This is a genomic window from Prevotella sp. TCVGH, assembly GCF_023522295.1.
GTDB classification, from domain to species: Bacteria; Bacteroidota; Bacteroidia; order Bacteroidales; family Bacteroidaceae; genus Prevotella; species Prevotella timonensis.
This window is the reverse complement of record NZ_QFFX01000029.1, coordinates 1-23,896: the sequence shown is the minus strand read 5'-3', so window position 1 is coordinate 23,896 and position 23,896 is coordinate 1. Positions and strand designations below refer to the sequence as shown.

Below are 23,896 nucleotides of genomic sequence, written 5' to 3'. Positions count from 1 at the left end.
CAGTATGAAAAAGATATATTTTATAATTCTCGTAGCCATATCGCTTGTATCCTGCGACAAATACTTGGATATCAAACCTTATGGAAAGACTGTACCTAAAACTCCTGAAGAGTTTTCGGCACTCCTTCATAGTCATCTCAACGACATGGATGAAGGTGGCTCCACTGGCTTTATGGATAATGTGGGTACCATTGTGAATTTAGATACTGGATGTGGAGATGATTTTGAAGCTTGTCTCACTGCTAACAGCGGTCAGGGACTGCCCTTTTATGTGGGTAATCTTGTCGGTGGAACGTATGCAGCGAGCAAATACGAACAACTCTATCAGGTCATTCGCGATTGTAATATTGTCATTGACAACCTTGATGATGACGGCACTAAAGCTGCCAACACTATCTTGGCAACAGCTTATGGCTTGCGTGCTGTGTGTTATTATCAGCTGTTGCGTTACTTTTGTGAAGCACCAGAGCATGGGAAAATGGATAGTCAGTTAGGTTTGGCGTTGGTTCAGACCTTCAATCTTGAAGACCGCCCACTGCGAAGTTCAATGCAAGCTACGGTCGACTTCATCGAAGCTGATTTGCAAAAATCAATCAATTATCATTCCACCGATGCGTTGTACCGCTTTACAGAGCCTGTCTGTAAGGGCTATTTAGCTCGATTGTATTTTTGGACAGAGCAGTGGAGTAAAGTGCTTCCGTTGACAGCCGAACTGTTAAAAGCTTATCCAATTCTTCAAATCAATAATTATAAAGAGGTGATGGGTACGCCTTTCAAGGTAGGGTCAAACCAGCTCATCAAGGCTTACAGTACGTCTTCGGGAAACAATCAGGATTTCCTTGCCACTACGACAGAAATCAAATACCGCCCAGTAAGTATTCGTTTTTTGAATAGTTTTAGTGTTGCTGATACGGCAAAAGACGTTCGTTACAAATTCTATGTCACCCCTGAACGTGTGGCAGTCAAAACATTCTTCTGTGGATTGCGCTCCGAAGAGCTGAAGCTCATGCAAGCCGAAAGCTACTATCATTTGGGCAAAACGAACGAGGCTTTAGCCGAACTCAATGACCTTCGGTTGGCGCGTGTAAAAGATGCGCAAGCATGGACCATGGCAACGCTGCCTCCTGCCAATTCCTATGAGGTGATTCAGGAGGACGCTGAGGGTAAGCCTCTCAATCCTTTGATTTCTGCCATCTTACAGGAAAGACGTAAAGAGTTGTTTTTAGAAGGGGATAGATTCTTTGAGTTAAAGCGCAATGGAACACCTGAATTCTGGACAGCTTACCAGTCTATGAAGTACACCACACGCAAGTACATGTACACTTTCCCCATCCCTATTGCTGAAATAGAGAAAATCAGCGGTTTGAAACAGAACCCAGGGTATGACAAAATCATTACTTACTAATTAAAATGATAATGAAGATGAAACAATATCTCAAAATATTTCTTCCTGCGGTCATCATGTTGATGACAGCAATGGGGGCTGTCTCCTGTCAACAGGAAGACGAGGTACCTCCACGCGAAACAAGTAATTACCTGAAAAAGGTATATAAAATGCCTGAGCCAGAGGATTTGTCTTCCGCCGATCAACAAGAGGTGGATGCCATTAAGGATGAATATAATAAGTCAACCAACAATCATTAAAATTATGATGACAATGAAGAAAACATTTATCCGATTTTGTCTATTGATATTGGCACTGGTTGTGGTGTCATGTTCGAAAGACGAATCGATCAATTATCATACCGAGTTGAGCTTGGAAGAGCCACGTTATATCTTAGGTAATGTGGTGGGCGATACGGTTATTGTGGCTATTGTCACCGAAGGAAAGGCGGCATCAACCGTACGCATCCCTTATCGTTTGTCCTCTTCATCCAATGCGGTATTGCATCAAGACTACGAACTTTCTGATAGCGCATTTACCCTCAACAAGGGCGACTCGGTGGCTTATCTGAAGGTGACGCGTAAAGCGGTGTCTAAACCTAAATCCTTCTTATTGACGTTGTTACCAGTAGAAGGCGTTAAAATAGGTGCACTCAATTATATAGAAGTAGAACTCTTGGGACAAAACATCTATAGCTTTGAAGACAAAGAGGGTGAGTTGGGGTTGACGCGCGATTGTGTGATACACCTAAAAACCGCTCGTGGAAGTAAATTTACGTTTAGTAAGAAGACAAGACTCGACGTGGTGGTCGATCCAGCTTCTACCGCGCAAGAGGGTGTACACTTCAAATTTATGAACGATGCGAAGCAGGCAGTGTTCCGCGCAGGACAGAACACAGGTACGGTAACCCTTGAATTCTTAAAATACGAAAAAGGGAAAGATCATATTATCCTACGTTTAGCCGAGAATACAGGATTGCTGCCTGGCACCAATCCTACCACAGATATTCGCATCGTGGGTCCAGACAACTTGTCGGGCAAGTGGAGTTTCCAGGGCATTACCAATAAAGACTGGTTTGTTAACTCTTTTGGATACGACCCTGCCGTACTCATAGACACCGTGCAGACCGATAGGATGGAACTCGAAGGAACACCTGCCGAAGGCTATCGGTTGACGCCTCATTTCGATGGCAAACTGAAGAATTACTTCATAGCTCCTACGAAAGCGAAGTTTGTGGGTGAACGTCAGTCATATTTCTATGAGGGTGCTGTCCGTCGCCCGCCAAAGATTTCACTCACCGAGTATGAGTTGGAGAAGGTGAATGTTGCCTTTGATAAGGCGCATACCAATGTGCGTAAAGCTCTCATAGGTTTCCGCTTGTTGAAGACCCCACAAAAGGAAAAAATCTTAGAAATATCTATTTATGATATCGAACCTACTGAACCAAGTTGGCATGAATTAGTGGAATCAATGAAATATTCTTCTTCAGAACCACCTTATATGTTGGACGCTCCGATTAGGTTACACTTCAAGCAAATAAAGTAAAGGCTGGTTCTATAAATTAGCTTTGTTAGATTTTGAGCTTATTTTTGAGGTGAAAATGCAAGAGAGTGAAGGAGTGTAGCGAGCTACACGACTGAACGAACTTACATTTTCACCTCAAAAAGAAGCCAAAAGATAACAAAACGTATTTCATAAATATTTGATGACTATATGAGGTGGTAATTTATAGAACCAGCCTACATTAGGTCAAGGACAGAAAATAGACTGTATTGCGAACCAAAACAAACTGTTTTGCTCGCCAATACAGTCTATTTTTGTTGCTTATCCTTGTGCCATACGTGCGGAAATCCATTGCGTTAAAATGGCACCAATCCAATAAAAAAGCGTAACTTTGCCAGTATATGGATTAAAAACCCCATTTTTCTATTTATTAAAACCTAAAAAGATTGTTGTTAACGATGAAACGAATTTTATGCATCATGCTGCTAACTACTCTATTTTTACAGTCGTATGCAGGTATTGCCAATTATGAAGTGGTACCTCTTCCACAATCCATTAAGTTGGTAAAGGGACAAGGTTTCAGCCTTACTGATGGTACACTCATTGTGTATGCTGGTGCAGACGAAGCGATGCAACGCAATGCCCAGTTCCTTGCACAGTACTTCAAATCTATGACCAACAAAGAAGTATCGGTAACCAATGACAGACGTGCAAAGAACGGTTGCATCGTCCTTGCGATCGATAATAAATTGAAAGGAGATGAGGCTTATCACATTTCCGTCTCTAACAAGTCCATTCGTGTGACTGGTAAGACTCCTAAGGGAGTGTTTTATGGTATTCAGACACTCCGAAAGTCATTGGCAGAAGAGATTCATCAAGATAATATTGTTTTTCCAGCCGTTGAGATTGATGATGAACCCCGCTTTGGTTATCGTGGTATGATGCTCGATTGTGCGCGGCATTTCTTCCCCGTTTCGTTTGTAAAGAAATTCATCGACCTGTTGGCATTGCACAACATGAATACTTTTCATTGGCATTTAACGGACGATCAAGGTTGGCGCATAGAAATCAAGAAATATCCTGAACTGACTAAAATAGGTTCTGTTCGCCAGCGAACAGTGATAGGTCGCGACTCTGATTTGGATGATGGTACGCCTTATGGTGGCTATTATACACAGGAAGAGGCGCGCGAAATTGTAGAATATGCACGCCAGCGCCATATTAAGGTAATTCCAGAGATTGATATGCCTGGTCACATGATGGCAGCACTCGCCACTTTTCCAGAATTAGGGTGTACAGGTGGTCCATATGAGGTTGGCTTTGGATGGGGTGTTTATTTAGATGTACTATGCTTGGGGAATGAGAAAATATATCCATTTTTAGAGGATATCATCGACGAGCTGGTACCAATTTTCCCAGCGAAAGAGTTCCACATTGGCGGAGATGAAACGCCACGCGATTACTGGAAAGTATGTCCAAAATGTCAAGCGTTAGCCAAACGCGAAGGTATCAATACGCACCAACTGCAAGCCTATTTTACCAAACGCATGGAGAAATATCTTAATAGCAAAGGAAAAATTATCATAGGATGGGATGAAATTTTGGAAGGAGACATCAATCCCAGTGCAACCATTATGAGTTGGCGTGGTGTTTCTAATGGTAACAAGGCATCAGCCGATGGGCATGATGTGATTATGTCACCGACGGAGTTTGCTTATTTTGATTATTATCAAACCGATCAGACACGCAACGAACCCATGGCATGGGGTGGGTGTCTACCTGTGGAGAAGGTTTATAGCTTTGATCCAGCCCCCGATTCATTATCGGCGAAAGCCAAGCAGCATATTATTGGTGCACAAGCCAATTTGTGGACAGAATACATTCCTTATACCCAACAGGCAGAATACATGCTTTTGCCACGCATGGCAGCTATGGCAGAGGTGCAGTGGATGCCCGTATCTCAAAAGAATTACCAAGCCTTCGTAAAACGTTTATATCGCTTGGCAAAGGTTTACGACCACGAGGGTTACATCTACGCCTTGCACCTATGGCCCGAAAGGTATCATTTTAATAGGAATAGGTGGTAAACCATCAGGAGCGAAATCCTCTGTGAAGGAATCACATAAAAAGCCATTTGTGTAGGTGAGCAATACAAATCAATGTATCTTCATCTGTACACAAATGGCTTCTCTCTTTGCGCTGCGCTGAATAGTGCTATTCAACTGATATCAGATGTTCATGAGTTTCCCTTTTTCTGGTCGTCATGGATGAGCTTTAATAACTGCTCTACAGCCTCTTCGGTAGGTATGTTTTTCTTGACACACGTTTGTTTTCTGTAGAGAGATACCTTTCCCGGACCTGCTCCTACATAACCGTAGTCGGCATCCGCCATTTCTCCGGGACCATTGACGATACAGCCCATAATTCCAATTTTGAGCCCTTTCATGTCTTTTGTGGCATCTTTGATTTGTGCAATGGTATCTTGCAAATCGTACAACGTACGTCCGCAGCCCGGACAACTGATGTATTCGGTCTTGCTCATACGCAACCGTCCGGCTTGCAAAATATTGAATGCCGTCTCTTCTAACACGCTATGGGGTAATTGTCCATCATTCATGAGCCATATACCATCCACAAATCCGTCGACCATCAAGGCACCCATGTCGACCGCAGCATCAAGTTGAAAAGCGTTCTTTTCATCGTGTCGATACATTTGGGCAATGACAACAGGGTTGTCAACACCGTTGTTCATGATTTCGTGAAGCAAGGCACGTTGCTCTCCTAAGCGGTTCTGGTGATTGCTCACACATACTACAACAACCTCTGGATGTGCCTTTAAGCATGCTACATACTCTTCTACTGGCGTTCCATACTGTAAGACTAAGAACTTGATGTCCGACCTCATGCTGCCGATAAAGGGCATTGCCATGGCTGGAAAAATGGGGTAGGTATGTTTCTCGCTATGATATTCGCTGTAATCGACAATGTATTTGTGGTTTTGACGGTTGGCAGGAACCTTTGGTCCCGTGTAAATATAATCGGCTTTAACTCCCTCATTCGAGGCAATGACAATGGGCTTGTTGTTTCCACCGATGTTGCCAACAGCACGTGTCTTGCGCCGTGTAGGATGCAAGTAATTGAAATTCTTGTTTTGTTCTGCAGGAATCAAGAGATGTCCTGCACGTTTGGTAATGTAATTGACGATGTGTTTTGCTACAGGTATCTCGCATTCGGGTTCTTCGGAAAGCGATACACGAATCGTATCTCCGATGCCATCTGCCAATAAGGCACCAATGCCGACTGCACTCTTGATGCGTCCGTCTTCGCCTTCGCCAGCTTCCGTCACCCCAAGGTGCAAAGGATAGTGCATGTCTTCTTTGTCCATGGCATCGACCAATAAGCGTACCGACTGAACCATGACAATGGTATTGCTGGATTTGATAGAGATGACAACATTCTCAAATTGCTCTTTTTTGCAGATGCGCAAAAACTCCATGCAACTTTCTACAAAGCCTTCGGGCGTATCACCGTATCGGTTACGTATTCTGTCGGATAGCGAACCGTGGTTTACACCAATGCGAATGGCGGTATGATTGGCTTTGCAAATGTTGAGGAAAGGCACAAAACGGTCTTCAATCTTTTTGAGTTCCTGTGCATATTCCTCGTCAGTATAGGCTATTTGAATAAACTTTCTGGCAGGATCTACATAGTTGCCCGGGTTAATACGCACTTTCTCGGTGTATTCAGCTGCCACATCAGCCACGTTAGCATTAAAGTGAACATCGGCTACCAATGGTGTATGATGCCCCTTTGCTCGTAATGCAGCATGAATGTTCTTCAAGTTTTCTGCCTCTCTTCTGCCTTGTGTAGTGAGTCGAACCAACTCGCCACCTGCTTGTATGATGCGTTCGGCTTGCTCAACGCAAGCCTCCGTATCATTTGTGTCCGTGGTAGTCATCGACTGGATGCGTATCGGACTATCTCCACCAATCGTGATATTGCCCACGTGTACAACAGAGGACTCACGACGATGGTAATTAAAAAGATCTATCATGTTAGCATATTTCCTTAATTAGTCTTGAACTCGTAGTCCTTGATAGCAGACAAATCGGCATTTGCTTTCTGTATCTTTGCGCCTAAGCCAGCCTTGTGTTCTTTCATCTTTTGTGCAATGGCTTCATCTGAGAGTGCCAACATCTCGACGGCAAGGATAGCTGCATTCATGGCTCCATTTACACCTACCGTTGCTACTGGGATGCCTGGAGGCATCTGAATGATGCTGAGCATGGCGTCTAAACCGTCTAACATCCCCTTGATAGGTACACCAATGACGGGTAATGTAGTGTTGGCAGCAATCACACCTGGTAAGGCTGCTGCCATTCCTGCAGCAGCAATGATAACTTTAATGCCTCTACCTGCGGCTTCTTTGGCAAATGTTTCAACGGCAGCAGGTGTTCGATGAGCCGATAACGCATTGACTTCGAATGGTATTTTCAAGTCATTGAGGAATTTACAGGCTTTTTCCATAACGGGTAGGTCACTTGTGCTACCCATGATAATGCTCACTAATGGTTTCATATTTTTAGGGTTTTAATGTGTTTCTTATATTGCTAAAATAATATAGAAGGCAGCTACGAGGCCAACCATAAAGCCAATGATGACTTGAGACAGGCTGTGTTGCCTTAAAATTATACGACTGGTACCTACCAATCCTGCCACCAATAACGATAAACATAGCCACCAAATGGGATTAAACTGGAACATCAAAGCAAATGCGAGCAATGCTCCTGTAACACCACCGATAGCTGCTGAGTGTGTAGATATCTTCCACCAGACGTTGATCAACGCACAGATAATTTGAATGGCGAGGGCAGTAACGAGGATACTACTGATGAAATGTGGAATGTGATACAAGTTCATGATGTAATAACACACGAAGTAGCACACGATTGAAATAATGTAGGGAACCATTCGTCTCTCTTTTACGCCTAATTCAATGAGTGTCCAGCCTTGATATTTACGATAGAGATGAATGAGAAGTGTGGGAAGAAGAACTGTAAAAAGGTACACCATCATGATGACGGTTAGCTTGTAATACCAAGGTACTAAGTTGCTCAGATAACTCATGAAGAATAGAGCTATCAGTCCTAAGATGGGTAGATAGAACGGTGTGAAGACGATACTCATCACACGAGCAGTTAAGATAATGTTTTTTTCTTTCATTTTTTATCATTCGTCATCATTGTTTGACGAATCGTATCTATCATGACTTGTTGCTTTGTGTTAAGCATGCAAGGCTGCATTTATTCTTTTCTAAGGCGAGCAACAGATATGCCCAACTGTTCTCTATACTTCGCTATTGTGCGCCGTGCTACGGGATATCCTCGTTTTTTCATTTCTTTGGCTAACGATTCATCACTCATCGGCTTGCGTTTGTCTTCGTGTTCAATGACTTCTTTCAATGCTAATTTGATTTTTCGAGTGGAGAGTTCTTCGCCTTCTTCGGTGATATAGCCATCGGTAAAGAAGAATTTTAGCGGAAAAGTGCCCCACTTTGTTTGCGCATATTTCAAGTTACTGACGCGCGAGATGGTCGAAATATCCAATCCTGTTTGGTCGGCTATGTCTTTTAGAATCATCGGTTTCAAGTCAGTCTCATCGCCATCTAAGAAAAAAGCCCGTTGCCAATTGATAATGGCTCTCATTGTTATGTAGAGAGTATGTCGACGTTGCTTGATAGCTTCTATATATCCTTGTGCTTTGTCCACCTTCTGTTTGGCGTACAGGAGTGCTTCTTTCTCTTGTCGATTCATGTTCCCCTTGTTGGTTCTGTACGTATCTACCATATCAGAAAACATGGGAGAGATGGTCAATTCGGGAATGTTTCCCTGATTAAGGGTAAAAGATATAGAATCGTCATCATTTACTTCAACAATGAAGTCGGGTGTTATTTGCTGAACGTTCCTACCTAATGTCTCGCCCAGCGACGCCCCTGGCTTGGGATTTAGTTTTAGAATTTCCTCTTGAACAGCTTCTATTTGCAAGTCTGTTAATCCCATGTTGCTTTGAATCTTGTCCCAATGTTTTTTGGTAAAGGCTTCAAAATGGTTTGCAATGACTTGCCATAAGATTTCTTTGAGTTTGTCGTCAGGGCGTCTTTTTATTTGTAACAAGAGACATTCTTGTAACGAACGAGCACCAATGCCAGCTGGATCAAAGCTTTGAAGTATGGATAACACGTTTTCTATCTGCTTTGTAGATACGTCAATGTTATGGTAAATTGCCAGTTCGTCACTAATCGTATCTATCTCTTTTCTTAAATATCCGTCATCATCAAGCGAGCCAATAAGATATTCCATGACATATTGTTGCTCGTCTGTCAGATGCTCCATACCCATCTGTTCTTTCAACTTATCGTAGAAAGAGGTGGCGTCTCCATACACTATCTCTTCGTATTCTGCATTGTTGTTGGTATGGTATCCAGTGTAAGTTTCTGGCATTTCATCGTCTCTGCCAATATTTTCCAGCGCTTTGTCCAATGCGTCTTCTCGCTCTTCTCTTTCAGTTTTCTGTTCAAAGTTTTCCTCTTGTTCTTCTTCATGCTCATGGTCATGGGCAGGAGTATCTTCGTATTCCGATTTCTCTAATGCGGGATTATCATCCAATTCAGCATTTACGCTCTCTTCCAGTTCAGTCAACGGCATCTCCAAGAGCTTCACCTGTAGCATTTGTTGTTGCGAGAGGCGTTGCACTTGTTGTTGAGTTTGCTTCTGTGTCTGTATGAGTTTTTGAGCCATAATGCTTATTAGCGATTCTTAAATGTATTCTTTTTCAAGAATGAAAGAGGCGTTTTATGTCCATGCAAAAATACAAAAGAATTTGCTATAAACCATTTGTTTTTGGTTTTTATTTAAGAGGTGCCGCCCTCTCTTTCGTCTCTTCCTGCCAATGGCTCTATTCTTGTCGTTGTCGACTGTCTTTAGAAGTAGTCTTTCAATTGACTGGCTAAAGCAGCTAACTGTTCGGGATTCGTGTTGCCATATCGTTGCCAAATCTCTTGACAAGGAGCCAATAGTGGATGTATGAGTAAATTTTCGCTATTCAGATAGGGGTCACAAAACTGGAATACTTCCATAACTTCTACCACTTTTTGAGGTTTGAGACGCATCTGTTTTGCCAGTTTAATAATCTCAGGCGTGTCGCTTACCATGGTCATAGGAATGAGGCGAAAATACAAGTCGAGGATGATAATGAGCATGATGGGCATTAACTCTTCATCCTCTTTCAGTGGTTGAAAGTCTTGCTCGAACGATTCGTTGATTTCTACTCCATCATAAAAGGTCTCAGCTTGCCCAAATCCGTGCATCTTCTTCAAGATTTTTACATCACGAGTCAATTTGTTGGGATGTGTAGCATATTCTTTCCAAAGCTTTTCCAAGCGAGGTGTGTCCAATCGTCGCAGTTTGAACATCTGCTCATACAATGTCTGTGGGGGGATATGAAGTGCTAAGCTAAGATCTACCATGGCACGTGAGTACAAGGGTTTTATGCCTATTGGCTTCTTTAGGTAAAGTTGCATCAGGAGCAACCAATAATCGTCAGACCATAAGTAATGCATAAAAAAGGTTTGATAGTAGTTGACTTGTCGTTCTGCAATCCCCCCAACAAACTCTCATCTTTGGTTTGTTAGGGCATTGTTAGTTAGGCAAAGATACTATTTCTTTTGCAAAACGTAAAGCAAATGTTTTGGTTTTTTACCAATCATCGCTGATGAAAATAAGAAAACTGGTTTGCTTTTCTCGTTAAAAACACTACTTTTGTAAGTGGTATAGACTCAAAGACTAAGACGATGAAGAAATATTTTATCCTCCTTTTACTGGCTGTTAGCTACACGGTTGTGTATGGCCAGCGTTCAAAGACAGAGATATTACAAAACCCATTATTGGCTGCCAATGGCTATTATGCTTATCCGGGACCGTTACAAGCTAAGTTGACACCAGCACCAAAGGGTTATGTTCCTTTTTATATAAGTCATTATGGGCGACACGGTTCGCGTTATCTTATCGAACCAACCGACTATAGCAGTCCGCTTCATACGTTGCAGCATGCCGACAGTTTGGGAAAATTGACCCCCACAGGCAAAGAGGTGTTGCGCAAAGTAAGCATGATTTGTAACGAAGCAAAGGGAAGATTGGGTGAGCTAACCTTGCGTGGAGCCGAGCAACACCAACAAATTGCACAGCGAATGTACGAGCGTTTTCCAGAAGTTTTTCGTGGAAAAACGCATGTAGACGCAAAGAGTAGCACTGTTGTGCGATGTATCTTGTCGATGGAGAATGCGTTACATCAACTCATACGCATCAATCCACAACTGCAAATTACGCATGATGCGAGTGAACATGATATGTCCTATTTGGTATATGGCGACACGGCTTTGTATAAAAACAAAATGCCTGGCAAGGTGAAGGATATTTATGATGCCTTTGCACGCAAGCATGATAACCATGTTGGGGTGATGAATAGAATTTTTAATGACGAGTTATATTGGCGAGATAGCGTGAATGCAACCGACTTCAACTATCAGCTTTACAACCTTGCTTGCAATGTTCAGAGCACCGAACTGCGTCATCAGATTTCATTACTCCCTCTCTTTACTCACGATGAGTTGTATGACGCTTGGCTCAAAACCAATGCTTGGTGGTACATCAATTACGGTCCGTCGCCTCTCAATGGCGCTGTTCAGCCCTATTCTCAGCGGTTGTTGCTGCGCCGCATCATTATCGAGGCAGATAGTTGTGTGGCACTCTCTCACCCAGGCGCAACGCTTCGTTATGGCCACGATACCATGGTAATGCCTTTGGTATGCTTGTTAGGCATTGATGGCTACGACAAGGAAGTAGAAGACTTGGAACTGTTAGACGATGAAAATTGGTTAGATTATCGTATTTTCCCTATGGCTTGCAACCTGCAATTCGTATTCTATCGTTCGCAAAAGCGTCCACACGACATCCTTGTCAAAGTACTTCTGAATGAGAACGAAGCCACCCTGCCTCTTCCTTCTGCTATTGCTCCGTATTATCATTGGCAAGACTTCAAGGCGTTTTACTTAGCTAAAATAGACAATTTCCAAGTGCGTGGTTGTCATAAATAGTTATCCAAGGAACCTTTCACCCAACATATAAAAACCTGTCTGCTAAGTTTTATTGCAGACAGTTTTTTATGTAATGAAATAAATTATTTATTCGGATAGTAATTTCCCGCATCTGTTGTTAATATGCCATGCTTGAATTGGAATCCTTTGCCAGTGATTAAAGTATCGGTATAATTATCATTATTATAAAAATCTATGATGCTCTTTATCCAATTGTATTGGTATTTATAAGTTGCTATTCTTTTTTTGAACATTTCCTGTATTCTTATTTATAAAGAACATAAGTCGTAGAACCACTCATGATCAAACCATTTTCATAGCGAAAAGTTCCAACCCCTTTGTACGGCAAGCCTGTCTTTTCATCAATAATTAAAAAGCCTCCAGCATGTCTGTCATAATAATATCGTCCATGTGCTATTATGTCATTGTAAGTGTCTACCACCCCAGTATGTCTGTTTATAAAAACATAGGTAGCATAGCCGTCACGAAAAGTTATTTGAGTAATGTATGTGTTGCCATTTGTTAAATAATTATCTACCATACGCCAAATTGTATTTTCTACATTTGGTGTAACAAAGTCGTCGTCTTCGGCACACGAACTAAAAGAAATTGATATGACAAGTAAAAATAATACAATAACACACGGTTTCTGCATTTTGGATAAAATTAACTTCATTGTTGTCAAATTTATATTATCGATTAGTTAAACTACGTTTTACAGGAATAATACACATATCGAAACAACCGAAAAGCTCTGTTGTAAGATAGGCTTTATTACCTTCAATGCGTTCAATTGGACTTGGACTGAAGAAATGATAGCTGCGATTACCTGTTAGTATTTCATTGTCTGCAACATCTATTTGTACACGTTCTGTGAGTTGTACCGTATTTTGCTTTTCCCAATCTGATGAGAGGTTGATAGAAGGATTTCCTTTTCCATCTTTAGAGATTGGGATGGTAACCGAGCCTTCTACTCCTGCTTTTAACCGAGTCATATACGACTCATCTTTACGTTTCTCATTTACATTCTTAGCATTTGTTCCTAATACGGAGACATAGATAGAGCGTTGTAGTGTTTGATCAAATGGATTCCACGATTCAAAACGAAGATCTGTACCTATATCTTGTGGGTAAACCCATTTTGAACGCAATTGCTTAACATCAATACTATACCATGAGTGGAGTCTTCTAAATGCAGTTTTATGCTTTCTACGCACATGTATAGTTGCCGTAAACAAATCCTTTGGACTGATAGAGAGTGCTATAACATTCTTGCTTGTTCCAGTTATAACAGTAATGTGGAATGTAAAATGTCCTTCGGTCCATAAGCGCTTAAAAACAAAATCATAATCAGGATCACCACCAGCATCATAATATTCTTCATTCTTGACATAAGGACTCAAGTAAGCACCAGGAGCCACTTCTTGTTCCTTGTGACGACTCAACCAGTAGTAATGGTTTGGATTAAGTTTCATTCTGAATACCGCATCTTTAACCGAAATATCCAAATTGCGTTTTTGAGTATTAAAATCATCGAGATGATTTAGTTGATAAACCATTTTTGTTCTAAGAACACCATTTCCACAACCTACTTTTCTGAATGCCTCTAAGGTCTCTTGAGGGAGATATTTGGTATCAATCATATTTTTAGACGCATCAAATTTTTCTTCATAATTTTCATACATATCATAATAACTGTATGATCTGCTGCGTGTCAAAAGCTCATATGTATGGGTTTTAGTTGGATTGTAGCCATCATCTACAAAAGTATAACTTGCTTTACCTGTAGCACGAGTTATTCCATCTTTTAATTTCATTCTATGACTCTCACCTACTACAAAGGTATGAAACAAGGGAAACATACCACGTGTTTCCTTTGAGACAGAATCTGTGATACAGCCATTAATATAGAACTTACCCTTGTAATATATTGGTATATTATTATCTTGGATATTTAAGTGATTTACAGATAAACTATCGTCAAACAGAGACAAATCTGGGATAAAAATGTTTAGGAGAGGTGCTGATATTTCTATCTGTGCAAGTTCGTTGTTATTGTTGGTGTATTTTTGTAAAATTTCTGCAAAAGTTTTTCCGTCTGCTACCTTTCGGTTCTTTGTTAATGGATAGAAAATGTTATAATCATTATCATTCAATTCAAGTGCAACTTTCTTTAAGAATGCACGTAATTGCGGTTCTGCATAGGTGGCTCTTGAAAGGGTTTGTGCAAAAAGCTGTTCTGCACTTTCCTTAGTAAATTGACATTGATTCGTGATTTTGTTTTGGATTTTTAAGTTGTCATCTATTATGTATTCTTTTTGACAAGCACTAACTAAGATGGTTAAAGCTGTAGTGCATGATACTAAAAATTTATTCATAATGCTTTTGAAAATAAAAAACGCTTGCAAAGGTAAACATTTTTTTGAAACATTATTTTTTTATGGAAACTATTTTAATTTTCATTTATGGCTCTTTCATTTAAGAGAGATTGCTTATCGTGAAAAACAATCTTCGTCCTTTTGTTTCTATAACAAATCTAATTGCATTGTTTACCTCACGTACCTTTCATTTATTGTAATAACAATTACTCTCTCAGTAAGAGCTGCACTTGTGTTTATTTTTAATAAGGAATCTGTTACTTTTGTCCTATTATTTTACCAAAAAACGGTCATCCAAAATCTTCAAAATAGAAAAATTTAATAGGCAAACGCACAACAAAAATGGGCTGATTTTCACAAAATAAACGCCTTTTCAAGCTGAATCGTTGATTTTACGCTCTTGGAAACACGCTTTAGAGGTGTTATTCACATGTAATAACCGTATTAAAGCATGCAAATTGCAGGCTTATCTCAATGCTTCAATTGCAAAAGAGCGGTAAAAATACGAAAGAAAAGAGATGATACAAATGTAACATAATGAATAACAACAACTTACAAACATTGCTCATAACTCGCGTATTTGCGAACAACTTTGAAGTTGGTTGCAAATACGCGAGTTATGAGAGGTACTTTGTAAAGATAATTCAGCATTAATAAACCTTCTTTGCAACGTGTCCCCTATTCTAATATATGGCGTTTTTTCGTTGCATCAACCTATTGGGTGAATTAGTATTAACGAAGATGTAATATACGAAGTAGTCTGTTAAGATAATCAAAAAATAGGTATTAAATGGTGACAACACGTCATGGTAGCCATTTTTTTGTCTACTTTTGCTTTTTAGATAACATAGGCTCTTGTGAGTGCGGATGACAACAAGTAAATTCAAACGAATATTGATGGCGTGGATGATGGTGCTGACCTTCATCTTAGCTCTCTTTGTCAAAGACTTTCATGCGCACAACTCACCAGTTCCACATTTTGATAAAATTGAGCAACATCATGCTTCTGTACAGTCATATTGTTACATTTGTAACTTTGATCTGTGCAAGATGAGCATGCCCAAACTGTTTGTTTGGCAGCCTGTGTTGCTTGTTAAGCATGTACTTCAACCTCTTTTTGCGGAACAAATCGTTTATCGTCAGCCTATTGAGATAAATGCACATTCGCCCCCTTTTTTAATTCATCATTCATAATTTATAATTCATACTTCAGATGAAAGAACATTCTTTTGTCTGTAGAATGATGATATTCATACCCCTATTTTATTAAAAAAGATTACGAGCCGAACGCAATCAGGCTTGCCTGAAATTGCTAAGGCGAAGTATCTTTTATGTAAAAATAGGGCAAACTGAAGGCAATTCAATCATGATTGAATGGCTGAGGCGAAGCCTATTGAATGAAAAGGAGAAATTATACAAATGAATAAAAAGGAAAAATTATGGCTTATCATCCTATTGTTGAGTATGGTGATGAGCAATAGTACGTTGGTGAATGCGCAGGATATAGAACACATACCTCGCCAACATCTAAAAGATACCATTACTTTGGGCGAAGTAGTGGTGAAGAGTAAACGACAATTAGTAACGCCCAATAGTATCAGTACCACGCTTACTCACGATGACATTGCTCGTGCGGCAGGTAAGTCTTTGGCGTCGATGTTAGAGAATGTCAGTGGGGTGAGTATGCTTCAAACGGGTGCGAGTGTGGCAAAACCTGTGATACATGGCATGTATGGCAACCGAATATTGGTAGTGAGTAGGGGAGCAAGGCTTACTGGTCAGCAATGGGGTATCGACCATGCACCCGAAATAGATAAGAATGCTTATAACGATGTGGTGGTAGTGAAAGGCTCTGAGTCGGTGAGATACGGTGCAGAAGCATTGGGTGGTATCATTTTGATGAACGCCAAACCCTTACCCTATGGCTCGAAAGGTCTGCAAGCCGACGTGATGGGCTACTATGGAAGCAACGGGCGGCAGATGGGAACGGTAGGATACATGCAGGGAACGATGCCTTTTAATCGCCAAATAGCGTGGAGCTTGCAAGGCACTTTTGAACAGTCGGGCGACCGAAGTACGGCGGCTTATCTGCTCAACAACACGGGCATGCGACAACGCAACGCCGCTTTTTCGCTGGGATACCAGTACAACCAATGGCGCGTAGAAACGGGGTACAGCTTGTTTTGGCAGAAAATGGGAGTGATGCGTAGTGCGCAAATGGGTAACGAGCAGCTGTTGCAAGAGCGCATCAGGATAGGGCAACCGGTAGAGTTTACGCCTTTTACCTATCAAATAGATTATCCTTTTCAGCGCGTGGCGCACCATACTGCCTTTGTCAATGTGTATTATCAGCCCAGTAGGCGCGTGAAATGCAGTTGGCAAACCACCTATCAAGCCGATGACAGGCGTGAAAATCGCATCCGTCGCATGAACCATTCGGACATCCCTTCGGTTAGTCTTTTCTTGCAATCACTGCAATCACAATGGCATTGGAGTAAGCTGTCTGACCGTTGGAAGACAGAGTGGGGGGCGCAAGGCATGCTCATGAAAAACAGTAATGAGCGCGGAACGGGCGTTGTACCTGTAATACCCAACTATACAGAGACCACCCTTGGTGCTTATGCGTTGCGCAAATATTTGGGCGATACATGGGGTGTAGAGGGCGGAACAAGGTTTGATTACCAGCTCACTCGTGCCGATGGTTACGATTGGACCGGACATCGATATGGGGGAAGCAGGCACTTTGAGAATGTTACTTTCACGTTAGGAGGTCATCAACATTTAGGAAATCTGTTGACATTGGCTACCAATTTTGGCATGGCATGGCGCGCACCACACGTTTACGAACTGTTTAGTAATGGCAACGAGCTAAGCTCCGGCATGTTTGTGCGTGGCGATTCCACGCTCCGTTCAGAGCAGAGTTACAAGTGGGTGACGTCACTCAGCTATGGCAACACATGGGTGCAAGCTCGGGTGGATGGATATGTGCAGTGGATCAATCATTACATTTATGATTATCCTACACATGAGAACATCGTCGTGGTGTCTGGGGCATACCCTGTGTTTCAGTATGTTCAAACCAATGCCTTGTTTCGTGGGGTAGATGTGGACGTGCATCTTTATCCGTTACAGACGCTCGATTATAGAGTGTATGGTTCATGGATATGGGCAAACGAGCAACGAACCAAGGCATATTTGCCGTACATTCCGTCGTTTAAGTTCACGCAACAACTGTCGTGGAAGCCTGCCGTCAGTGGGGCTTGGCAGCCTTCTGTGGGCATTGAACATCGCTATGTGGCAAAGCAACGCAGGTTTAATGCGGCTACCGATCTAACAGACGATACGCCTGCGGCATACCATTTGGTGGGCTTTAACTGTGGCGTTACCTGGAAAATGCCTCATCATCAACAACTATCCTTGTTTTTTGAAGGAACCAATGTGTTGAATCAATTATATAAGGAATACACCAATCGAAGTCGTTATTACGCCCATGACCTTGGGAGGGACATTCGTTGTACCCTTCGTTGGAAGTTTAATTGAGGTAGTTGACGAGTAGACAAGTGAACAAGTTGACAAGTTAATAGTTAACGAGTTCATCAATAACGATAACAGCATTCATCATTTTATAAAAAACAAACATAATCAAAATAAAAAAACAATGAGAACAAAGACCATATTTTCAACCGTTTTCGCATACCTCTGTACGTTGTTGGTATTCGTAGTGACATCGTGTAAACCCGAAGAGGCAGTGGATGAAACTAAAAACAAGTTGCACGAAGACCCGGTGAAGGCCGTGTTTACCTTGCAAGAGGGATCCATCAAGGGAAACAAATCGTTTAACCAGCAGTTGGTGTTGGCAGATTTTACCCCATCAACAACGCCGGCACAACAAATTGTTTGGGAAATAACACCCAAAGAAGGGTGGCACGTTAGCAGTGTGCTCAAGCACTTTCAAGTGAAGAGCGTCAAGGAGAATCCAGCGGTGGTGTACCACTTGTCCATTGAGTATTATAACAGCAAGGGGGAGAAAATCAACCACCAGTTCTTCGATTTGGGACAAGATAAGATACACCAGCACTTCTTTTCGCTGTACAAAACCACTACGGTGTTGGGCAAGACAGGCAAGGCTCGCGTGGCAGATAAGAGCCAATTGCCCTACGATTATTGCTATGTGGACCAATACAATGGGGTAGACATGGGGGCTACCAACCCCGTTGGATTTGACGGGTTGTTACAGATTTTGCATCCAAGTGAGGCGTTCAACCTGTCAGTCGACTTGCTGCATGCGGCTCAGAGCAAATATGATAAGGACAATCGGTTGTCACCTTTCTATCTTCCTGCTGCGATTCTCACCTCTACTGGACAGTGGGATATTACAGTGTCGCTGCCCTTTGACGTTGACGGACAAGTGGCTCAAGGGGACGTGAAACCCCTCGATGCGTCACTGTTTCAACCCAAAACGGTGGAAATAGAGGTGTATGAGGGACATTTGCATGGCGAAAAGACGTTCCATCAAAACGGATATTCAAAGAATAATCAATGTCTGGGCAAGTCGTATAGGTTGAAATATACGTTGGAAAACAATCAATGGGTGGCAGACAAGGATAATCCCACGTCGGTTAATGTGATGGGAAATGCTGATAAATTTGTGCGATATGCTTTCTCTTTGCGCTACTTCAACGATAAACATGAGGATATAACGGGGCAGATAGTAAATGGAGGAGAGGATCAGCACTATCAGCATTTCTTCACCGTGAGCAACGTGAAACCTTCGTATGGTGGTGTAGAAGAGAAGTCGGATGGCAACCATGCCGATTTCTTCCAATACACTTACTGCGACACAAAGCCTTGGGATAAGACTGTACACTTTGACAATGCTACGTTCTTGGACGACAACAACCCGATAGGGTTAAAAGGATTTTTTACTTTTTTGCGTAGCCGTAAGCAATTCACACTTAACATTCGACTCATGCGAGCGCACCAATCAAAACGGGTAGGAGTCAAGCCTTCTCCTTTTTATGCGCCCTCTTCACAGCAAGAAGCAAAAGAGGTATGGATGCCAGCCATACAGATTCCCGTCAACGTGTATATGGACTGGAATGAAAAAGGCTTGGATCTTGCGGTTTGGGAGAATCCTAAATTGGTGGAGAGTACCCAGTTGAAAGACCTTTCCGAGCATGATCAAAGGACGGTACTGTCGCTCATGAAGGCTTTTGGTATCAAGGATATTAAAACCGCTTTGGCAGAGTTTTATTGGAATATGGCTGATGTTCCTGTTCATGACGGTAAAGGTTTCTGGTTTTGAACAATGGTAACTGAAGCAAATTTCATTCGTTGTTGAACAAAAACTGATGATTGTTTTTGCCAGCAAACGACCTTTTTTAATGAAAGGGTCGTGGTTACAGATAAATAAATCGTATCATTTATTTTGTAAGTTCTTATATTTCACGTACCTTTGCTCTTATTAAATAAACTGGTTTTTAATAGATACGATAGCTATATAATAGATTGTATCACAATATTTATCACTGTGGATTGGATAAACGGCCTTTTTACTATTCATTCATCAGTACAAACGGTAGTCATTGTCTCTTTGATTATTGCAGTGGGTACGGCATTGAGCAAGTTCAAGTTTAAGGGTATTTCGTTGGGCGTTTCATTTGTATTCTTTGTCGGTATTGTTGCTGGAAATATTGGATTATCTATCGATACCGCAACTCTTGACTATATAGAGACGTTCGGATTAGTACTCTTCGTTTATACCTTAGGGCTATATGTGGGACCAAACTTCTTTGGTGCCTTTCGACATGAGGGTACTACCTTTAACTTATGGGGCTTAGGAGTCATCTTTCTTGGAACACTCATGGCGGTTGCATTATGTCCGCTAACCGGCATTTCTCTATCCAATATGGTGGGATTGCTTTGTGGTGCCACGACCAACACGCCTGCTTTAGGTGCTGCCCAACAGGCTTTAGGACATTTAGGACACCCATCGGATAGCATTGCATTGGCTACGGCAGTGACTTATCCATTGGGTGTTGTGGGCGTCATCTTGGCTATTTTACTGATGCGTAAATTGTTTGTGAAGCCCGATGACTTAGAACCAAAGTTACCGATAGATGACGATCAAACGTTTGTTTGCCAGTTTTTAATCATCAATCCTGCTATTGAAGGGAAGACGATAGGGCAATTAGCCATAAATACACCACTCAAATTCATTGTTTCTCGTTTATGGCGACAAGGAGAGGTCATCGTTCCTATGGTCAATACAGACTTACACACAGGAGATAGTTTATTAGTAGTAACTACTCCTGCGGCTGTCTCTGGCTTAGAAATCTTGTTTGGAAAAAGGGTTGAGCGCGATTGGAATCAAGAAAAGATAGATTGGAATTATATCGATTCTAATGTCGAATCGCGTGTCATCGTTCTCACTCGTCCTGTACTCAATGGCAAGCGATTGGGTAGAATTCATCTCCGAGAGACGTATGGAGTGAATGTTAGTCGTGTCATTCGTGGTGATGTAAAGTTGTTGGCAACGAACGATTTGCGTCTGCAATATGGTGACCGACTCACTGTAGTGGGCGAACCAAAGGCTGTAGAGAATGCAGAACGCTTTTTGGGAAACTCGGTAAAAACCCTCAACGAGCCTAATGTCGGCAGCATCTTCTTTGGTATGATTTTAGGTCTGATGTTAGGAAGCATTCCTATTTCATTGCCAGGCATGGATTCTCCCATTCGATTAGGAATAGCAGGAGGTCCCATTATCATGGGTATTTTGGTAGGTGCATTGGGACCGCACATGCATTTTATTTCCTATACCACACGTTCGGCATCCCTCATGTTGCGACGCATGGGACTTGCGATGTATTTGGCTTGTTTAGGTTTGGATGCGGGAAAGAATTTTCTCGATACGGTTATTCGACCAGAAGGCTTGTTGTGGGTTGGCGTGGGCTTCGTCCTCACATTAGTACCTGTGCTTATCATCGGCTTGTTCGCACTGCGTTCTAAGAAGTTCGATTACGGCACTATTTGCGGTATTCTCTGTGGGGCGATGGCGAATCCTATGGCTTTGGCTTATGCGAATGATACGATTGATGGCGATACTCCCAGTATTAGTTATGCCACTGTTTATCCCATTGGGATGTTCATCCGTGTCATCATTGCACAAGTTTTAATCATGTTTTTTGTCTGACACCGATATGCGCACACGTTTTAAGTATTTGTTTTTGACCTATTTCTTGTTTGTACTTTTATTTTTGGTACAAAAACTTGTTTTCATGCTATATCATTGGCTCCTGTTTAGGGAAATGACATGGCGCGATTGGTGGCAGGTTTCTTGGCATGGGTTGATGCAAGATTTATCCGTGGCTGCTGCTCTTACACTCATACCTGCTATCCTTTTACTCATCACCATTTGGTCACGAAACCGGATATGGCGTCGTTTGGCAAAGTTTTATTTTGTCTTCATCTCTTTACTCATCGCAGTGGTCTATATCACGGATTTGGCTTTCTTCCGTTCGGTAGGTGGACATTTGGGTGCTTCTCAATGGCTGGCTTTCCTTCACTCGCCTCAATCGATGTTCTCCGACATGAATGCATGGGCAATTTTAGGCGGTGGCGTGGGCATTGTTCTCATGGCTATTTTTGTCTATGCTTTGTTTTATCCCATGCTACGGAACGACCGATTTGAGAAAAAACTGTTACCACTCAACAAACCTTTTTTCACTCTTCTTTTTGTGTTGCTGATAGGTGTTTTAATTCTTCCCGTCCGACAATTGGCATCTCATGATTCCTTGACAACAAATCGGCAGGATGATTTTCAAAACCACCCACAACTGTATCAAGCCTCTCTTAACCCCTTGCGCTGTATGTTTGGCTCTACACCAACCATTGCTCCGTGCGAAGAACAGCCAAGCAGCATTCCATCTTATCGCTTTATGGATGCGGATGAGGCGAATAAGTTGGCACAAAGAATGCTCGACCCTGATGTGATTCATCAACAATACCATGCGCCCAAGTTTTGGATCTTAAATACTGCACGTCCGAATATCTTACTGTTGGTATTAGATGGTATCGATTCTCAGCTCATGAGTTCGTTGGGTGGAATGCAAGACGTAATGCCACAGTTGGATCAACTGTCTTCCGAGGGCATGCTGTTCCGACAGTTTTATGCCAGTGGAACGACATCTAACGAAGGTATCTCTGCCTTGCTTACCAGCACACCTGCAATAGCTGTGAGTCATGATGAAGGCGGACAACACGCTCCTTCGTTGATTCGTGAACTGCACAAACAAGGATATACTTCTGCCTTCCTTGATGGAGGAGCAGCGAATATACAGCAAAAGGAAGCGTATTTAAGTGCCCTTGGTTTTCAATCTGTCACCACTAAGGCACAGTTTGACAAGCAACAATGTACGAAAAAAGGTGGAGTTTACGACCAGCATCTGTTCCGTTATTTCCTTGACAACCTACGACAGGACAAAGGTGTAAAGCCTTGGTTGAAGGTGATACAAACCGCTCATTTGGATGAGTCGGCTGTTATTCCGTCCCAACGCTTAACCAACAAGAAGCTCAATCGTTATGCTTACACGGATAGTTGTGTAGGACAATTTATTACCGAGCTCAAGCAATTGCCTCAGTGGAAGGAGATGTTGGTTGTCATTACATCTTCTCATGTGGGTGGCAACCCAACAGAGAGCAATCCTCTGTCCACACATCGCTATCATATACCTTTATTATTCCTCGGGGGTGCGCTCAAAGGTCCTGGAAACATTGATATCTACGGTTCACAAACCGATTTGGTTGCCACCTTATGTGGTCAGTTGGGATTATCGCATCAGATGTTCCAATACAGTAAAGACATGTTCAATCCTAACTCACCTCATTTTGCATTCTTCACGGCGCCTCATACGTTAGGCTTATTGGATGAAGCGAATCTGGTGACGTATGATATCAACCGTAAGTGGGTGGCCGTCAGTCAAGGAAACGCAAAGGCGGCTCATCTCAAGGCAGCTCAAGCATATTTACAGCATATCTGCGCTACTTTCTTCCCGCAAAACAAGTAATCGTTGCCCTCTCTGTGGTGTTTAATCTCTTTTGTACGTTGTTCAAATAAAAGCGATGTGCCTTCATCTCTGTATCACATAGAGTATGAAGGCACGTCATCTGCGTTATATGCGTCATTTGCGAGCGCATTTTTTAGAAAATAATGCATGCGAACCTATTTTTGAAGAGAAGCAATTCATGCGAGAAATTGTACATGTAAATTCCGCAAATAGCGCAGATTTTCATGGTTGTGCGCACGAATTATAATCATTAACTGGAGAGAGTAGCAACGAAAAACAGACTGTTTTGTGGGGCAAAATAGTTTATTTTGTCTTCCAAAACAGTCTGTTTTCTTTATTTAGTGTTTACTGAATAATGTATAACTCTCTGATATTTAAGTTTATATAACTTTATTTCTTCGTTTGTTTAACTAGA

General features: G+C 41.9%; 16 protein-coding genes. 9 read left to right on the top strand and 7 right to left on the bottom strand.

The window, feature by feature from the left end:
* Window positions 1-4 precede the first annotated feature (4 nt).
* The 4 genes from DEM91_RS07030 (at window position 5) to DEM91_RS07015 (ending at window position 4,974) form a co-directional block, all read left to right on the top strand.
* Window positions 5-1,405, top strand: a complete 1,401-nt coding sequence (locus DEM91_RS07030) for a RagB/SusD family nutrient uptake outer membrane protein (protein WP_249858422.1) — start codon at window positions 5-7, stop codon at window positions 1,403-1,405.
* A gap of 17 nt (window positions 1,406-1,422) precedes the next feature.
* The gene (locus DEM91_RS07025) at window positions 1,423-1,644 is read left to right on the top strand and encodes a hypothetical protein (protein ID WP_249858421.1); all 222 of its coding nucleotides are present in this window, start codon (window positions 1,423-1,425) and stop codon (window positions 1,642-1,644) included.
* Between the two features lie 13 nt (window positions 1,645-1,657).
* Complete coding sequence (locus DEM91_RS07020) at window positions 1,658-2,929, top strand: hypothetical protein (RefSeq protein ID WP_249858420.1); 1,272 nt, start codon at window positions 1,658-1,660, stop codon at window positions 2,927-2,929.
* A gap of 416 nt (window positions 2,930-3,345) precedes the next feature.
* A complete protein-coding gene (locus DEM91_RS07015; protein ID WP_249858419.1) occupies window positions 3,346-4,974 on the top strand; it encodes a beta-N-acetylhexosaminidase in 1,629 nt (542 codons plus the stop codon).
* Between the two features lie 149 nt (window positions 4,975-5,123).
* Here the strand turns inward: DEM91_RS07015 and DEM91_RS07010 are convergent, their stop codons facing one another.
* The 5 genes from DEM91_RS07010 to DEM91_RS06990 form a co-directional block, all read right to left on the bottom strand.
* Window positions 5,124-6,941, bottom strand: coding sequence for a 4-hydroxy-3-methylbut-2-en-1-yl diphosphate synthase (locus DEM91_RS07010; RefSeq protein WP_249858418.1), 1,818 nt, complete (start codon window positions 6,939-6,941; stop codon window positions 5,124-5,126).
* 14 nt (window positions 6,942-6,955) lie between these two features.
* Window positions 6,956-7,465, bottom strand: coding sequence for a 5-(carboxyamino)imidazole ribonucleotide mutase (gene purE / locus DEM91_RS07005; protein WP_028900851.1), 510 nt, complete (start codon window positions 7,463-7,465; stop codon window positions 6,956-6,958).
* Between the two features lie 24 nt (window positions 7,466-7,489).
* Window positions 7,490-8,110, bottom strand: a complete 621-nt coding sequence (locus tag DEM91_RS07000; RefSeq protein ID WP_249858417.1) for a phosphatase PAP2 family protein — start codon at window positions 8,108-8,110, stop codon at window positions 7,490-7,492.
* A gap of 80 nt (window positions 8,111-8,190) precedes the next feature.
* Window positions 8,191-9,684: an RNA polymerase factor sigma-54 gene (gene rpoN, locus DEM91_RS06995; RefSeq protein WP_028900852.1), complete on the bottom strand. Its 1,494-nt coding sequence runs from the start codon at window positions 9,682-9,684 to the stop codon at window positions 8,191-8,193.
* Between the two features lie 182 nt (window positions 9,685-9,866).
* Window positions 9,867-10,505 carry a hypothetical protein gene (locus DEM91_RS06990; protein ID WP_249858416.1) on the bottom strand — a complete coding sequence of 213 codons (639 nt, stop codon included), beginning with the start codon at window positions 10,503-10,505 and terminating at the stop codon, window positions 9,867-9,869.
* A gap of 231 nt (window positions 10,506-10,736) precedes the next feature.
* Between DEM91_RS06990 and DEM91_RS06985 the strand changes: the two genes are divergently transcribed.
* The gene (locus DEM91_RS06985) at window positions 10,737-12,038 is read left to right on the top strand and encodes a histidine-type phosphatase (RefSeq protein WP_249858415.1); all 1,302 of its coding nucleotides are present in this window, start codon (window positions 10,737-10,739) and stop codon (window positions 12,036-12,038) included.
* 265 nt (window positions 12,039-12,303) lie between these two features.
* Here DEM91_RS06985 and DEM91_RS06980 read toward each other — a convergent pair whose 3' ends face one another.
* Entirely contained in the window at window positions 12,304-12,714 is a 411-nt protein-coding gene (locus DEM91_RS06980; protein WP_249858414.1) for a hypothetical protein, read from the bottom strand.
* A gap of 16 nt (window positions 12,715-12,730) precedes the next feature.
* Entirely contained in the window at window positions 12,731-14,416 is a 1,686-nt protein-coding gene (locus DEM91_RS06975) for a hypothetical protein (RefSeq protein WP_195253092.1), read from the bottom strand.
* A 1,419-nt stretch (window positions 14,417-15,835) separates the two neighbouring features.
* Between DEM91_RS06975 and DEM91_RS06970 the strand changes: the two genes are divergently transcribed.
* From DEM91_RS06970 to DEM91_RS06955, 4 genes are all read left to right on the top strand, one after another.
* Window positions 15,836-17,956, top strand: a complete 2,121-nt coding sequence (locus DEM91_RS06970) for a TonB-dependent receptor (protein ID WP_249858413.1) — start codon at window positions 15,836-15,838, stop codon at window positions 17,954-17,956.
* Window positions 17,957-18,074: 118 nt separating this feature from the next.
* On the top strand, window positions 18,075-19,721 hold the full coding sequence (locus DEM91_RS06965) for a hypothetical protein (RefSeq protein WP_249858412.1): 1,647 nt from the start codon (window positions 18,075-18,077) through the stop codon (window positions 19,719-19,721).
* Between the two features lie 225 nt (window positions 19,722-19,946).
* Complete coding sequence (locus tag DEM91_RS06960) at window positions 19,947-21,608, top strand: putative transporter (RefSeq protein ID WP_249858411.1); 1,662 nt, start codon at window positions 19,947-19,949, stop codon at window positions 21,606-21,608.
* A gap of 85 nt (window positions 21,609-21,693) precedes the next feature.
* On the top strand, window positions 21,694-23,481 hold the full coding sequence (locus DEM91_RS06955; protein WP_249858410.1) for an LTA synthase family protein: 1,788 nt from the start codon (window positions 21,694-21,696) through the stop codon (window positions 23,479-23,481).
* The last annotated feature ends 415 nt before the right edge of the window (window positions 23,482-23,896 follow it).